Annotated in this window: 15 protein-coding genes; 5 read left to right on the top strand and 10 right to left on the bottom strand. The window is 38.8% G+C overall.

Features of this window, described 5'->3' with window-relative positions:
• Positions 1 to 36 precede the first annotated feature (36 nt).
• The 6 genes from ACM44_RS00980 to ACM44_RS00955 form a co-directional block, all read right to left on the bottom strand.
• Entirely contained in the window at positions 37 to 444 is a 408-nt protein-coding gene (locus tag ACM44_RS00980) for a hypothetical protein (RefSeq protein WP_048498223.1), read from the bottom strand.
• 235 nt (positions 445 to 679) lie between these two features.
• A complete protein-coding gene (locus ACM44_RS00975) occupies positions 680 to 898 on the bottom strand; it encodes a T9SS type A sorting domain-containing protein (RefSeq protein ID WP_048498222.1) in 219 nt (72 codons plus the stop codon).
• A 117-nt stretch (positions 899 to 1,015) separates the two neighbouring features.
• Positions 1,016 to 1,582: a DUF4230 domain-containing protein gene (locus tag ACM44_RS00970; protein ID WP_048498293.1), complete on the bottom strand. Its 567-nt coding sequence runs from the start codon at positions 1,580 to 1,582 to the stop codon at positions 1,016 to 1,018.
• 49 nt (positions 1,583 to 1,631) lie between these two features.
• Positions 1,632 to 2,192, bottom strand: coding sequence for a TlpA family protein disulfide reductase (locus ACM44_RS00965; protein WP_048498221.1), 561 nt, complete (start codon positions 2,190 to 2,192; stop codon positions 1,632 to 1,634).
• Between the two features lie 25 nt (positions 2,193 to 2,217).
• Positions 2,218 to 2,685: a pyrophosphohydrolase domain-containing protein gene (locus ACM44_RS00960; RefSeq protein WP_048498220.1), complete on the bottom strand. Its 468-nt coding sequence runs from the start codon at positions 2,683 to 2,685 to the stop codon at positions 2,218 to 2,220.
• Between the two features lie 140 nt (positions 2,686 to 2,825).
• Positions 2,826 to 3,965, bottom strand: a complete 1,140-nt coding sequence (locus tag ACM44_RS00955; protein ID WP_048498219.1) for an acyl-CoA dehydrogenase family protein — start codon at positions 3,963 to 3,965, stop codon at positions 2,826 to 2,828.
• Between the two features lie 179 nt (positions 3,966 to 4,144).
• On the opposite strand from ACM44_RS00955, the gene ACM44_RS00950 reads away from it, so the two are divergent.
• The gene (locus ACM44_RS00950; protein ID WP_048498218.1) at positions 4,145 to 6,028 is read left to right on the top strand and encodes an endonuclease; all 1,884 of its coding nucleotides are present in this window, start codon (positions 4,145 to 4,147) and stop codon (positions 6,026 to 6,028) included.
• 43 nt (positions 6,029 to 6,071) lie between these two features.
• Here the strand turns inward: ACM44_RS00950 and ACM44_RS00945 are convergent, their stop codons facing one another.
• The 3 genes from ACM44_RS00945 to ACM44_RS00935 all read right to left on the bottom strand — a co-directional run bounded on the left by ACM44_RS00945 (position 6,072) and on the right by ACM44_RS00935 (position 9,304).
• Positions 6,072 to 7,481 carry a helix-hairpin-helix domain-containing protein gene (locus tag ACM44_RS00945; RefSeq protein WP_048498217.1) on the bottom strand — a complete coding sequence of 470 codons (1,410 nt, stop codon included), beginning with the start codon at positions 7,479 to 7,481 and terminating at the stop codon, positions 6,072 to 6,074.
• 126 nt (positions 7,482 to 7,607) lie between these two features.
• Complete coding sequence (locus ACM44_RS00940) at positions 7,608 to 7,949, bottom strand: MerR family transcriptional regulator (RefSeq protein WP_048498216.1); 342 nt, start codon at positions 7,947 to 7,949, stop codon at positions 7,608 to 7,610.
• 47 nt (positions 7,950 to 7,996) lie between these two features.
• On the bottom strand, positions 7,997 to 9,304 hold the full coding sequence (locus ACM44_RS00935) for a DEAD/DEAH box helicase (RefSeq protein WP_048498215.1): 1,308 nt from the start codon (positions 9,302 to 9,304) through the stop codon (positions 7,997 to 7,999).
• 418 nt (positions 9,305 to 9,722) lie between these two features.
• Between ACM44_RS00935 and rpsA the strand changes: the two genes are divergently transcribed.
• The 3 genes from rpsA (at position 9,723) to ACM44_RS00915 (ending at position 15,050) form a co-directional block, all read left to right on the top strand.
• Positions 9,723 to 11,504, top strand: coding sequence for a 30S ribosomal protein S1 (rpsA, locus tag ACM44_RS00925; protein ID WP_048498213.1), 1,782 nt, complete (start codon positions 9,723 to 9,725; stop codon positions 11,502 to 11,504).
• Positions 11,505 to 11,735: 231 nt separating this feature from the next.
• Positions 11,736 to 14,435, top strand: a complete 2,700-nt coding sequence (locus tag ACM44_RS00920; protein ID WP_048498212.1) for a T9SS-dependent M36 family metallopeptidase — start codon at positions 11,736 to 11,738, stop codon at positions 14,433 to 14,435.
• Positions 14,436 to 14,585: 150 nt separating this feature from the next.
• Positions 14,586 to 15,050, top strand: coding sequence for a hypothetical protein (locus tag ACM44_RS00915; protein WP_241477121.1), 465 nt, complete (start codon positions 14,586 to 14,588; stop codon positions 15,048 to 15,050).
• A gap of 52 nt (positions 15,051 to 15,102) precedes the next feature.
• Here the strand turns inward: ACM44_RS00915 and rplS are convergent, their stop codons facing one another.
• Positions 15,103 to 15,453, bottom strand: coding sequence for a 50S ribosomal protein L19 (gene rplS / locus ACM44_RS00910; protein ID WP_048498292.1), 351 nt, complete (start codon positions 15,451 to 15,453; stop codon positions 15,103 to 15,105).
• Between the two features lie 142 nt (positions 15,454 to 15,595).
• Here rplS and ACM44_RS15555 point away from each other — a divergent pair, with 142 nt between their 5' ends.
• The gene (locus tag ACM44_RS15555) at positions 15,596 to 15,838 is read left to right on the top strand and encodes a hypothetical protein (RefSeq protein ID WP_048498210.1); all 243 of its coding nucleotides are present in this window, start codon (positions 15,596 to 15,598) and stop codon (positions 15,836 to 15,838) included.
• The last annotated feature ends 30 nt before the right edge of the window (positions 15,839 to 15,868 follow it).

Raw genomic sequence — 15,868 nt, 5'->3', positions numbered from 1 at the left:
GTGGAGCTGCCGCATATTTTCGAAAACAATTATGTCCTAATCTGAAATCTTTTCGATATTGGATTGCTTTGAAGGAAATCCGCTGAAAATGTTTTCCGGATGGTAGTCGATCAAGTTTTTATGCAGGTTATTTACCAAATTCTTAAAGTTGTTTTTCCTGTCTTCACTGATGATGTTATTGGTAACGATGTTTTTTACTTTGGTGGAAATGGCACCAATTCTGGACATCATATTTTTTGCCTTGTAAGCACGATTCAGATTTGGAGTAAATATGGTGACCAGGTTTTTTTCAGAATGATTTTCTTCAACCAGTTTTTCTGGTTGCATGTTTGCGTTTTGGGTGTATCCTAGGAATTCTTTTTTATAGCCAGCTTTTCTCAGCATAGAGGCAGCCTTTTCGGCATCTTTTTCTGATGGAAATATGGCTTTTATTTTATATTTCATAACGTCAATATTTTGATTTCGTGTAAATTGCGATTTTTTTTAGAGCAAAAATCGTGACAGTTTGCATCTGTTCTCCCACTTTGTGAATAATTTAACGGAAATCAATGGGATGTGCAACTGCTTTTGATTTGTCTTGAAATCACTTTTTATTGCGTTGGAGGAAGGATATTCCATGCAAAAAAAATCGTCCCAAAAATCAATTTGGAACGATTTTGCAAATGGTATTTATATCAAGTTATAGTTTTATAAACTTACTCGATGAAGTGTTTCCATCTTTGTCGGTCAATTCTATGACATAATTGCCGGGTGCTAATTTTTCTGCATTGATTTTCTTGTCAATTGAAATTCCTTTTCCGGTCAATTCTCCTGCGGCACTGAATATTCTGTAGCTTAATTCTCGGTTTTCTTTACTTTGTATGGTAAGGAAGTCTTTTACCGGATTAGGAAATATCAATATTTTGGAAGCATTGCTTTCGGAAACGGCGGTAAATAGAATTGTTTAATTGAAGTTCTAATCTTAATTGAAATAATTAATAATAATAGTTTTTGAGTTTTTTAAACGAAAAATGGCTTATAGTTCAAGAGAATCTAATACCCCAGTTTTATCTTCAATTTTGTAATTTAATGCCTTAGCTAAAACCATAATTTGATCCAGGTTTTCCATCAATTGTTTTTTGGCGTCGATCTTTAGTTTGGCTTGATTGACGGATTTGTAGGCTTGGTCTTTTGCACTTTGGGTAATTCTTTTAAGGTCTTGCTCGTCAAAGCGGTTCAGGAAAGAGTCGTCCATTGAACTGATCTCAACACTTGGAATGATTTTGATTTCTGGTTTTGGAATTTCGCGGATAATCAGTTTCTTGTTGATGGAATCGACTTCAATTTTCATTTTATCGAGGTCGTAAGAAACTTGTGCGGTGGTCTTGGTAAAAGTGATGATGTTTTTTTCTGAAACAGGCAGGTGTGGACTTCCGAGCAATTGCGAAGTGATTTTAGTTTTCTGCATGTTTGAAAAATCCTGTTCCAGAACCACCATTTTGTTCATTTTCCGGATTTGGTTCATGATGATGTAAGCATCAGTTTGAACTTGATCTTCATTTTTACTGCTGATTTTTTTCCAGAAAAAGAATAGGAGCAACATTGCTGCAGCTCCTAATAAAAATGCTTTTATGTGAATTTTTTTTTCCAATTTATTTTAAAATGTCTTTTATGGAGGAAGTATCCTTGTTTAAAATTTCTAATAGGTCTCTTTCCAGCCAGCCGGATTTCGGACTTTCAATAATTCTACCAATTTCCTTGCCATATTTTTGAACAATGATCGTGGGAACTTTTTGGATGTTGTAAATGCCCTCTGTGCCGCTTGGGGATTCCTTTTTCCGGTTTACCGCGATGATGGTCATCCTTTTTTCAGGATATTTTAGTTCTTCCAAAATTTTCATAAGTCTGGGAACTTCGCGATGGCTGTCGTCGCACCAAGTTCCCATCACCAAAGTAATGCTGTATGAACCGATCTTTTTCTTTCTCAATTCAGAAAGTGCTTTTTGGTCAATGGCGTATTCATCATGTTCCTTTACATACCAGTCACTATAGGGAGCCTTCAAAAGTTGGCTTTTTGTTTGGGTTCCGAGTAGCATTTTTCCGTCATTTGTGGTGTCAACTTCGCGGTTTACAACCACTTTTTTTGCCTCGCAAGAAGACAGTATCAATAGTATGGCAGAAGCCGAAAAAATGGTTTTGAAAATTTTTTTCATGGGGTTTTGATGTGGGTCGTATTAATTACTTTTCTAAAATAGATTTCAGATCTGCAGGGGAGTAGTATTTGTTTTTTAATACCTTGTGGTCGGACTTTCTGTGGACATTGATTTTTTTTCCGGAAACTTCGGAGAAAGCTTCGACTCCTTTTTCCCTGTAGAATGCAACGGTTTCGTCGGCTTCTGATTGATTGGAGCAGGCTTTGGACATATTGGAGCGCTGTACCTCATTGAAAAGGTCCACGAATTTTTCGCCCAAGCCGAATTCCAAGACTGCACCGCTCAAAACATATTGCAAGTCGCATAATGCGTCAGCAATTTCCACCATGTCTTCGTCTGCGATGGCTTGCTTTAGTTCGTTCAATTCTTCTTGAAGCAGCGAAACGCGCAATTCACACCTAGCTTTAGACGGAATTTGTGGACTTTCCAAAATGGGAGCGTTAAAGGTCTTGTGAAATTCTGCGACCTGATTCAGTGCGTCTATCTTTTCCATTAAAAACTAAATTTAGGCAAATATAGAAAAATCGGCATATAATAATTGCTGAAATCAGCGGTGATTTTCTATTTAAAAAGACCATAAAAAACCGTCCCGAAATTTTTTAACGGGACGGTTTTTTTCTATTTTAATCTTATTTATTTCGAAATTTCCCGACCTATCACTAATTTCTGAATTTCTGAAGTTCCTTCGCCGATGGTGCAAAGTTTGGAGTCTCTGTAATATTTTTCTGCAGGAAAATCTTTGGTGTAACCATATCCGCCGAAGATTTGAACCGCGTCATTGGCAATTTTCACACAGGCTTCTGAAGCAAATAATTTTGCCATTGCACCTTCTTTGGTCATTTTTTGTTTTGCGTTTTTCAAATCAGACGCTCTTCTGATCAGTAGTTCCGCGGCATCGATTTCGGTGGCCATGTCTGCAAGCATAAAGTTGATTGCCTGGAATTGATTGATTGGTCTTCCGAACTGATGTCTTTCCAAAGAATACTTCAGTGCAGCTTTGTAGGCACCTTTTGCGATTCCAAGGCTCAATGCTGCGATGGAGATCCTTCCTCCGTCTAGAATTTTCATGGCCTGTTTGAAGCCTTCGCCGACTTCTCCCAAACGGTGGGAATCCGGAACGCGAACATTATCAAATATAAGCTCTGCGGTTTCCGAAGCGCGCATGCCTAATTTGTTTTCTTTTTTACCAGAAGAAAAACCGGGCATTCCTTTTTCCAGAACAAAAGCGGTGGAGTTGTTTTTTGCACCCTTTTCTGCGGTTCTGGTCATTACCACCGCAATATCTCCTGAAATCGCATGGGTGATGAAATTTTTTGCGCCATTCAGAATCCAATGGTCGCCATCTTTCACTGCGGTTGTGCTCATTCCTCCGGAATCGGATCCCGTGTTGTGTTCAGTTAATCCCCATGCGCCGATCACTTTTCCTGAAGCCAATTGCGGAAGCCACTTGTGGCGTTGTTCCTCATTCCCAAATTCATAAATGTGATTGGTGCAAAGTGAATTATGTGCAGCCAAAGAAAGGCCTATTGAGGGGTCAACCTGGGAGATTTCATCCAGAATTGTTACATATTCGTGATAGCTTAGTCCCGAACCACCATATTGCTCGGGAATTACAATTCCCATGAAACCCATATCCCCCAATTGGTGGAAAAGATCCACCGGAAAAGTCTGACTTTCATCCCACTCCATAATGTTTGGACGGATGTTTTTTTCCGCAAAATCACGTGCGGTTTTTGCAATCATATCAAGGTTTTGGAGAGTTTCGCTATTCATATTTTTTATTTGGCTCCAAAGATAACCAAAAAGTGGAAAAAAAAGGGTAACTATTTTGCCGATTTTTTAATAGGTAATTTTTTCAATATGATATAATTCCAGTTATGTTAAATTTAATTTAATTTTAAGGAATTCGTCAGAGTTAAGTTGTAATTTAGCCGCGAAAAAATACTTTAGTAATGAGAAGAGTTCTATATTTTCTATTTTTGATCCCTTTTTTGGGGTTTTCTCAAATTCCAGCAGGGTATTACGACGGAACATCCGGTTTGGTGGGTTATGCTTTGAAAACCAAACTTCACGACATTATTTCGGCGAAATATATCAATTGGCATTACGGGGATTTGCCGAATCTTTACAACCAAACCGATATCGATCATTTTTATGATTTCGATGCTTCCAACACTACTTATTTACTCGATATTTATTCAAATAATCCGACCGGCACTACAGCTTATCACTATACTAACCAACAAATTATTGGTTCTGCGAATGCGGAAGGATTGGGATGGAATCGTGAACACCAGATGCCTCAAAGTTCTTTCAATAGCAACTATCCGATGTATTCCGATTTGTTTTTTGTGATTCCAACCGATGCTAGAATTAACCAGTTGAGAAGTAATTATCCCTATGGAATAGGAGTTACAAGTCCGCCGTCGCAAGTGTATTATACTTTTACCAATGGCTCAAAACAAGCAAAGAATGCTACTCCAAATTCACCTTATACAGGAAGAGTTTACGAGCCGCACAATGCCTTTAAAGGTGATATCGCTAGAACACTTCTCTATTATGTAGTTAGATATGAAGGAAAATTGAACTCCTTTAATTATAACAATGGCACTTCGCCGGCGAATGATACCTGTCCATTAGACGGAACGGAAGAAAAAGCTTACGATGATTGGTACATCGCGATGCTTCTGCAATGGCATAACCAGGATCCGGTTTCGCCCAGGGAAATAGAAAGAAATAATAATGTGTATGCGGTACAGGGAAACCGAAATCCATTTATCGATCATCCGGAATGGGTGAATTTGATTTGGAATCAAACCCCGAGTACTGTCGCACCACAAGCAATTGCCGACTTGAACGTTGCCCAAACCAGTGCATATTTTGTAAAACTCAGTTGGACACCGCTATCGGATTCATCAGTTTTGGGATACAAAGTATATCAAAATGGAACCTATATTGGATACAGTAAAGGGAATTCATTTTTTGCGGACCATCTGACTCCGGGAACGCCATATAATTTCACGGTTAAAGCCTACAATAATAATTATATGGAGTCTGCGGAAAGTAATCTGGTTTCTACCACGACCTTAAACACAGATATTTATGCTAAAGATTTGATGATCACCAAATATCTTGAAGGAACTGCAGATAACAAAGCCCTGGAAATCACCAATAAAACAGGCCATCCTGTGAATTTAAGTAATTACAGGTTAAGCATCCAGTTTTATAGCGGAACAAACTACTATTTCCCGGCACCCTATGAATTGGAAGGTGTTGTGGAAAATAATTCCACTTTTGTTGTTTTAAATCCAAGGTCAACTTTCAGCTGCATCACCAATAATGAAGCAAGATTTGTAACTGCGGCTCCGCAAATGACTTTTGATGGAAGTAATTATATTGAACTGCGCTACAAATCCTCTACTGTGGATGCTGTAGGGATTTCCGGAGTCAATAATTTTTCCACTTTGGGAAATCAGTCCCTCTACCGAAATTCCTCTGTAAACGATCCTGTGACAACATTTGACAGTACACAATGGACTCAATATCCGGTGAATTATTGTGATGGTATAGGGATTCTTGCCATTTCCGATGTGAATCTTTCTGAAAACAGCGATATCAATGTTTATCCGAATCCGGTGACAGGAACGCAATTGTTTTTGCGCGGAAATCAAATTTCATCAATCAGGAATGCAACTATTCTTGATCTTTCCGGAAAAATTTTGAGACAAGAATCAAACCCTTTTAAAAACAAGAATTCGATCAGTGTGGAAGGTTTAAGTGCAGGCATCTACCTGTTGAAAGTTGACGACAAGGCTTTCAAGTTTATCAAAAAGTAATCGTTCAAACTTTGATAACAATCAGCTTCTTCGGGAGCTGATTTTATTTTAGGTAAAGTCGCATTTTGGCTTCATATTCCGGTTTTACCTTCATTGTTCTGAAAAATTTGTTCTCGTTGGTATAGGAAATCCGGTAATAGATGATTTTATCTGCATAGTATTTAAAATAGGGGTGGTTTTTCAACCAGGACTCCGGTGCATCCATTAAACTGTATTTCTGAACCTGGTCAGTGTTCAACGGTGATCCATTTACCAGTTTCTGTGCTAAATCTTTATCGATATTGTACGTTTCCAGGATTTGTTCCTTGTTCACAAAACCACCCAGCTTGTTTCGGAAACCAATGAAACTTGCCGCAGATTTTTCGTCAAAACCAAACTCGATCAGCTGTTTATAGGTGATTTCATTTAAATTCGTTTTCGAGAAATCGGTTTTTAGATCGCTGGATTTCGAAGAAAAATTGCTGTTTGTGGTGTTGGAAGAAGTTTGTTGCGTAGACGTATTTTCAGTTTTCAAGACAATATATGGCTTCATTTCCTGAAACTTTTCACTGGAGATTACAAAACATCTCTCGATATCATCCAAAGTTTTAAAGCTGCCGTGCAGATTTCGATCGCGATAATTGATGATGACTTGCGCCTGCTTTTCAGAAAACCCCAGTTTTTTCCAGCCTTCTAAATCGGTCGTGTTTGGATCGAAGTTTTGATAGGGGATTTGTGCTTTTTCTGGCCTGAAATCAGTTTTTTGATAACTTGGTTTGGTAATGGTGAAGTTTTCAGGAGTTTTTTCAGGCAAAAGTAGAAAGGGCTCCATCTTTTTGTAATTCTCGTCGCTGATGATGAAACATGCTTTGAATTTTTCTTTGCTGATAAAACTGCCGCCGAGATAATTTCTGTACTTCAAAATTGCAATGGACTGATTCTCCGTGAAGCCCATCTTCATGAAATCATCAACGGTGAAAACATCAGGATTAAACTTGCCGGGAATTCTTAATTCCTTTTTTGAATTGTAAGGTTTGTAGGAAGAATAGTCACCGTAATTTCTGGCATTAGCGTTTGATTGATGAGGTCCCTTCGCAGAAGTTGCAGTCTCGGGAAGCATTATAAAAGATTCCAGTTCTGCATATTTCTGATCAGAAATGGCATAACATTTTTTCAGCTGCTGTTTTGAAGTGAAATTCCCTCCGACAATAGATTTGTATTTGAGGATTGTGGCAACTTGGCGATCTGAGAAACCCATTGATTTCCACTCCAATTCAGTGAGACTGTTGGGATCGAATTTTTTTAGCTTCACTTTCTCCACAGCCAAATAGTCCGCAGATATGGCATTTTCTTGCGATTCGGCTTTGTTTTCGGTTTTGTTAAAATAGATCAATCCGGAGAAAAGAATCGCGCCAGAAGTCGCGAATCCGAAAAAATAATTTTTGGCTGCTGAAATTTGGAAATTGAGATTCATCGTAAAAGGTTTTTACAAACTTATCTCAAAAGTCCAATACAGCACATGGTGAAAACACCGTTATTGTGAGGTGAAAAACACGCTTTTTTAGCTGGTGAAATCACGGATTTCTATGGGTGAAAAGACCTATTCCGGCTTTTCAACAAGGGAATCTTTTAATTTTTGAAGTTCCGCCTTCACGAATTCCAGGCGGTCAATTATCGTGATGGTTTCAGAAATTTTGGAATTGGTTGTCAAAGCGATTCTGGCACCATCCAAAGTATAGCCTTTCTCTTTGACCAGGTGATAAATCATTTGCAGGTTTTTCAAATCGTCGGGTGTGAAATACCGGTTTCCTTTTTTGTTTTTTTTGGGTTTAATGATCGGGAATTCCTGCTCCCAATATCGAATGAGCGATGCATTTACATTGAACGCTTTCGCTACTTCACCTATGGAATAATAGAGTTTATCGGGTAAATTAAGTTTCATAGAAAAGGAAATCTAGAATGGTAAAGGTAAAAAATTTTGGGATTAATCTAGTAAGCAACTTCCATTTTTACTTTTTTGCCTTTTAGCTTTTCCGTAGATAATTTTTTTAGCAAATCTTTTACCTTTTTACGGTCAACCGCAACGTAGGAAGTGGTGTCTTTTACTTCAATTATGCCGATGTCTTCTTTGCTGAGTTCTCCTTTTTTGATGAGATAGCCCACAATATCCACTTTATTTACCTTATCTTTTTTTCCTGCGCTGATGTAAATGGTTTGGAAAGGCGTTTTTCCGGGAACACGGTTGCTTTCGGAAACATTTTCTTCCGGAGTATTATTTTTTACGAAGGGAAAATTCTCGTCTTCAGTCATAATTAAGTAGGCAAAACCTTTCGCATTCATTCTCGCGGTACGGCCGTTTCGGTGAATGAAAGCATCTTCTTTCGGCGGTAACTGGTAATGAACGATCGATTCCACCTCCGGAACATCCAGTCCGCGCGAAGCCAAATCTGTGGTAATCAAAATCCGTGAAGAATCATTTCTGAATTTCAGCAGTGCGCGTTCCCGCTCGTCTTGTTCCATCCCACCATGAAAGGTTTCGCGTTCGATTCCTTTTTCTCTTAAAAGCTCAGAAATACGCTCCACAGCATCGCGGTGATTGCAGAAAACGAGTGTCCTTTTATTTCCGATTTTACAGATTAAATGAAATAAAGTGTCCAATTTTTCTTCCGGGGTAGTCATTACCTTTCTCAACTGGATATCAGGTTTTGATTCCTGAAGTTTAAGAAAATTAATGGTTTTTTCATCTTTTAAACCGACAAAAGACGGGATTTTTTCCATCGCAGTCGCAGAAGTAAGGATGCGTTGGGAACAGTTTTCCAAAGCCTGAATAATGTAATTCATGTCTTCTTCAAAACCGAGTTCTAATGCTTTGTCGAACTCATCTAAAACCAAAGTTTTGATTGTTGATGCGTCAAAATTTTCATTTCTTAAATGATAAGCGACTCTTCCCGGTGTACCAATTAACAAGGCAGGTGCTTCCCGAAAGTTGTTGATTTCAATCTTTTTATCATGTCCGCCGTAACAGATGGTGACTTTGTAATCGGTCCCCATTTGCTTAAAAACCTGTTCGATCTGTAATGCCAATTCTCTTGCCGGAACCAGGATCATTGCCTGAATTCCTGAAGTGTTTTTCTTTAAATTTCTAAGCAACGGAAATAGAAAAGCCAGCGTTTTGCCTGATCCTGTGGGAGAGAGAAGGATAACGTCTTTTTGGTTTTCTGTTGCAGTATAGGTAGATTTCTGCATTTGGTTCGTGTCCTGAATCTGCAGTTTTTCATAGATTGATTCTAAATTCATTTTGCAAAGGTATAAGAAAACGCTTGGGTTTGAAAATGAGACCGGTAAGATTTTTTTTGGATTTATTGCCTTATCTTGGTTATATTTAGGAAAGATATAAAACAATATACTTTTGTAACTCTGAATACGGCAAAGCATAGAAAATTCATGCTCAGAAAAAACTCAATAGATCTTCTGGTGTTGATATCAATATCTGGCTCAAAGAAAATTATTAATCCTTTTTTCATTATTTCTAAAAATATATCTTCATTAATTAACAAGAAATCATTGCCAATAGATAAAAAACTTGTATTTTTGCACCACTTTTTGTGGGAGTATTTGGCGAAGCTTAAAACCTTAACAATTAACATCTTCCGTATTTTTCGAAAACCACATTCAGCCAATCATCGAAAAAGCAGGAATACAAATTTTTTATTTTATGTCTGAAACGACACACAAAGAAGAGGTTCTTTTGAACCAAAACGTAGCTCCAGAACAGTTTGACTGGGATTCTTTTGAGTCCGGTCTAGATGCCGATGCGAGAAAAGAAAAAAGCGACCTAGAAGAAATCTATAACGGGTCTCTGAAAAACTTGCATGACAATGATGTGCTCGTTGGTAAAGTGGTAAGACTTACCGACAAAGAAGCGATCGTGGACATCAATTTTAAATCTGAAGGAGTAATTTCTCTTAACGAATTCCGTTACAACCAAGGTTTAGCTGTTGGTGATGAGGTGGAAGTGATGGTGGATAGAAGAGAAGACAAATCCGGTCAGCTTCAGCTTTCCCACAAAAAAGCAAGAACGCTTAAAGCTTGGGATAAAGTGAATGAACTTCACGAAACAGGTGAAATCGTGAACGGATTCGTGAAATCTAGAACCAAAGGTGGTATGATCGTAGATGTTTATGGAATCGAGGCTTTCTTGCCAGGTTCTCAGATCGACGTGAAGCCTATCAAAGATTACGATCAGTTTGTAGGAAAAACAATGGAATTCAAAGTGGTGAAAATCAACCCAGAATTCAAAAACGTTGTGGTTTCTCACAAAGCGTTGATCGAAGCAGACTTAGAAGGCCAGAAAAAAGAAATTATCGCTCAGCTTGAAAAAGGTCAGGTTCTGGAAGGAACCGTGAAAAACATTACTTCTTACGGTGTGTTCATCGATTTAGGAGGTGTTGACGGTTTGATCCACATTACCGATCTTTCTTGGTCTAGAGTAAACCATCCATCAGAAATCTTAGAAGACGGACAAACTGTGAAAGTGGTTATTCTTGATTTCGATGATGAGAAAACAAGAATCCAGTTGGGTATGAAGCAATTGGAACCACATCCATGGGATGCGCTTTCAGCTGATTTGAAAGTTGGTGACAAAGTGAAAGGAAAAGTGGTAGTTCTTGCTGACTACGGTGCATTCGTTGAGGTTGCTCCAGGTGTGGAAGGATTGGTACACGTTTCTGAAATGTCTTGGTCAACCCACTTGAGAAGTGCAGGTGATTTCGTGAAAGTAGGAGATGAAATCGAAGCTGAAGTATTGACTTTGGACAGAGAAGACAGAAAAATTTCTTTGGGAATGAAGCAACTTTCTCAAGATCCATGGGCAAATATCGAAACCAAATATCCAGTAGGTTCTAAACATGTTGGAACCGTGAGAAACTTCACCAATTTCGGAGTTTTCGTGGAATTGGAAGAAGGAATTGATGGTTTGATCTATATCTCTGATCTTTCTTGGACCAAAAAAATCAAACATCCATCTGAATTCTGTGCAGTGGGTGATAAGTTAGATGTAGTGGTGCTGGAATTAGACACTGCTGCTAGAAGACTTTCATTGGGTCACAAACAACTTCAAGAGAATCCTTGGGATAAATTCGAAACCAAATATGCTGAAGGAACTGTTCATGCAGGAAAAGCAACTGAGGTTTTCGACAAAGGTGCCCAAGTTCAGTTTGAAGATGTGGAAGTAGAAGCTTTCTGTCCTGCAAGATTGTTGGAGAAAGAAGACGGTTCCAAAATCAAGAAAGGTGAAGAAGCGAATTTCAAAGTGATTGAGTTCAATAAGGAGTTCAAGAGAGTAGTGGTTTCACACACCGGAACTTTCAGAGACGAGGAAAAGAGAAATGTCAAAGAAGCGGCATCTAAACCGGCTGCATCTTCTGGCGAAGAAAAAACCACTCTTGGTGACATCGACGCTTTGGCAGAACTGAAAAAGAAAATGGAAGGAAACTAATTCCGGATATTTTTTAATAATTGAGTCCACCATTGAAAAATGGTGGATTTTTTATTGCTTATTCTTGAGATTACAACGCAGAAATTTCAATTTTTTATTCATTTGAATACGCTCTGTTCAGCGGTAAATATTGCGGATTTCGATTAATGCATCTTTTTTGTTTTTTTTCATGTTAAAAATTCAAAAGATATCAAAATAATTTATATATTCGAAGCCAAATAATTTATATACATGAGAAATAGAAATTTACCTTTGAAAATAGCAGCTGTTTGCTTTTTGTTTTCGATCGGAAATGCCAATGCGCAAGATTTCAAATCTATTCTTCAGAGCCATCTTTCTGCAAAAAGCGGCATACTGAAATCAGATTTGAAAGATTTTGAAATCACCAATGTTGATTATTCAGAATCGATGAAAGGAAATGTAATCGACTTCCAACAGTCTTATCAAGGAATTCCGATTTACAACGCTACCGGGAAATCATTAATTAAAAAAGACCAGATTTTCTATCTCACTGAAGCTTTTGCCAAAACTTATGCGAATGTTTCGTCTCCTAGCTCCGGGAGACCAGCTCAGGAAGTATTCACGAAAATGGCTTCAAAGATCAACCTTAAAAACAGCTCCAGCTATACCATTCTCGGGATTAAGGATGCAGATCTAGACACTCCTTTCGTGAAAACCAGACCAATTTATTTTCAGACTGAAAATAATGATTTGAGATTGGCTCAGGAGTTCGTTTTCCCTGAAACAGGAAGCAGTGCATACTGGCATATTTTGGCTGATGCAGTGACCGGTGAGATTTTAAGTAAAGAAAACTTGACGATTTCTTGTAGCTTTAGACATGATGCTTATCACCACGATTACTCTTCACACAATCCTGAAGGTTTCACAGTAGATTTTGCACATCAGTCTGGTTCAGAAGTTTCTGCCCCAAAAGTTGCCACAGCTGCTGCTGCTTTAGATGCAACATACAGGGTTTTCCCATTGCCGGTTGAAAGTCCTATCCACGGCAATAGAGCATTGCTTACTAATCCGTGGAATGATGTGGGAATTCTTCCAAACGCTGTTACAGACGGTTGGCACACCATCTCTGGAGGTACGTATACTGGTTCCTACAATACAACCCGTGGGAATAACGTGATGGCTTATGAAGACAAAGCGAATGTCAACGCTCCGGGAGCTTATGCAGATGGAGGTACAAATAGACTTTTTGATTTTCCTTTTGTGGTCAATGATACTAATGGCAATTTGAATGCTGCTATCACTAACTTGTTCTACATGAATAATAAGATGCACGACATTTTTTATTCATTAGGATTCACCGAAACCGCCAAAAACTTCCAGGCCTATAACTTCGGAAGAGGAGGAGCTCAGAATGACTATGTAATGGCTGAAGCCCAAGACGGAGGAGGAACAGATAATGCGAACTTCTCTACGCCAGGTGATGGTTCCAGAGGAAGAATGCAAATGTATCTTTGGAATCCATCCGTAATTCAAAGACTTTATTATAATGCACCGGCAGAAGCTGTAAACAGAGAAACTGAAGCTTTGATCTCCACCACATTTGGACCGGCATTAACTGCTACAGGTGTTACTGCAGACGTAAAACTGTCTCCGGTACTTGATGCCTGTACACCACTTCCTGCCGGCTCACTTGCTGGAAAAATCGGATTAATTGAAAGAGGAACATGTGAATTCCAGGCAAAAGTTCAGGCTGCACAAAACGCTGGTGCCATTGGAGCGATCATCTACAGTTTGCCGGATTCTACACCTACATCAGGAATGGGAGGAACAAACCCTAATATCACTATTCCGTCTGTATTGATTCCAAATTCTGAAGGTTTATACATGAAAGGACTCATTACTGGTGGAACCACTGTGAATGTGACCCTGAAATATGATCCAGCTGCTCAAAAATTTAGAGATGGAGACTTTGATAATGGAATTGTGGCCCACGAATATGGTCACGGAATTTCAACCAGACTTGTAGGATCTCTTAGTTCAAGTGCAAATAAAGAACAAATGGGAGAGGGCTGGTCTGATTTCTTTGCGTTAATGCTTACAAACAGACCTGGAGACAATGCTTCCGTTCCTAGAGGAATTGGTACTTATGCGATTTCAGAACCAATCACTGGTGGTGGAATTCGTCCTGCTCCTTATTCACCGGATATGGCAATCAATTCCTATTCTTACGATGACACCAATGGAATGGAGTACACCAACACACTGGGGCAGATCGTACCGGATGTACACTCTATTGGATTTGTTTGGGCAACAATGCTTTGGGATCTTCATTGGAAATATGTTGAAAAATATGGTTACGCTTCAAATGTGATGGCCAATAAAAATAGCGGCAGCTACAAGGTATTGGAATTGGTTACCAACGCACTGAAACTGACTCCAACCAATCCGGGATTCATCCAGGGTAGAAACGCGATTCTTGCGGCAGAAGCTGCAATTGCCGGAGTTCCAGGTGCTCCAACTGCTCCTGGTAATTTTGATCCTTTCGGTTTACACGGTGGACCAGACAAATGTATGATCATCAATGTGTTTGCAAAAAGAGGTTTAGGACTGAATGCGTCTGCAGGTTCACCAACCAATATCAATGACCAAGTTGCAGATTGGACCGAAGTTGATCCAAACGATCAATCCATCTGTAAAGATTACACCTTGGCCACTTCTGAAACTGCGGTGAAAGATGCCATGAACATCTATCCAAACCCAGCCAAAAATGAATTCTTCATCAAAGCTGGTAAAAATATTGCCGGAAAAGTGGTCGTAGAAATCTATGACGCTTCAGGAAAAATGGTCTCAAACCAAAGAATCAATCCGACTGAAGCAGTAAATACCCAGAATTTAACAAACGGTGTTTACATGGTGAAAGTTTCTGGAATGGGCGTGAACTATTCTTCTAAACTGATGATTAAAAAATAATTTTTAATTCATAACTTTATGACCGTCCAGTTTTCCTGGGCGGTTTTTTTTATGTTAGATTTCAAAATAAAATCACATGGAATAGTTTCCAGGCAATTTCTTGAATTGAATATTGCTGGTTTTTCGGGAGCAGCAGCTTTTGTTAAAATTTTGCCCTACAGAAGAAATAAAAACAAAAATGATGAACTCTGTGTATTTAAAGATCATGGCGGAACGTGCAGCACCAAACATACCCTGCTAAAAAAATTGGCAAATGAAAACGGAGTGGAAGAAATAAAGCTATTTCTAGGAATCTTTAAAATGAACACTTTGAACACGCCAAAGATATCGTCCGTTTTAGAGAAATATCGACTTCTGGAAATTCCTGAAGCCCACAATTATTTAAAGTACAAAAATGAAATTTTCGACTTCACCAGAAAAAACTCAAAACCTGAAGACTTTGTTTATGATTTGATCGAGGAGGTGGAAATTCAACCCGAGCAGATTCCCGATTTCAAGTTTGAATACCATCAGAAATTTATCGAGCGGTATTTGAAAGAGAATTCCCAAATTCCTTATTCACCGAAAAAAATCTGGGAAATTCGGGAAGAATGTATTGCCGCACTCCAAAAATGAAAAACCCACCAAATAAATCCGGTGGGTTTCTCTATTGTTGTTGTCTGAATTCTTATTTGTAAGAAGCGTCTTTGATTCTCGCTTTTTTACCTCTAAGGTTTCTGAAATAGTAGATTCTCGCTCTTCTCACTTTACCTCTTCTATCTACCACAATTTTCTGCAATGCAGGCATGTTGATCGGGAAAACTCTCTCTACACCCACATCACCGCTCATTTTTCTGATGGTGAAAGTTTTGGTAGCACCAGTTCCTCTCAGCTGAATCACCACTCCTTTAAAGAACTGGGTTCTCGTTTTCTGGCCTTCCTTAATCTCGTAATACACAGTGATGGTGTCACCGGCTTTGAATTCTGGGAATTCGTTTTTCGTAATGTACTTGTCTTGTACGTACTTTAATAAATCCATTTTTTTATAAAAAATATTGGTCAAGCTAAGCAACATTCACGTCCTTCGTCAGAGGTTGGTTAACGGTTTGCAAAAATAAAACATTTTTTCCTCATGCACAACAACAAAGCAAAATTTTTCTCTCGGGATTGTTATTGTTAGGATGGACAACTACGCAATCCCTTTAGCAACCAATCTTAGGAAAACTCCATCCAATCCGCTTTCCGCACTTCAACTCATCATGGCGTGTCCCTCTCCATCGCTTACCAAAACCATGCACAATTTTCCAGCAGCTCGGGTCGGGCTTTTCACTGCAACTCCTCGTTCCTTCCCTAAATCCAACGCTACTGCGGGGTTTCCGTTGCAATCCCTCACGCGGGGAAGCACCACCAAATCAAGATTTTAGCAACAAACCAAAAATTCCAAAAAATTCATT

The organism is Chryseobacterium koreense CCUG 49689, from assembly GCF_001045435.1.
GTDB lineage: Bacteria > Bacteroidota > Bacteroidia > Flavobacteriales > Weeksellaceae > Kaistella > Kaistella koreensis.
Note: the sequence above shows the minus strand (reverse complement) of the source record. Positions and strands in the feature narration are given on the sequence as shown.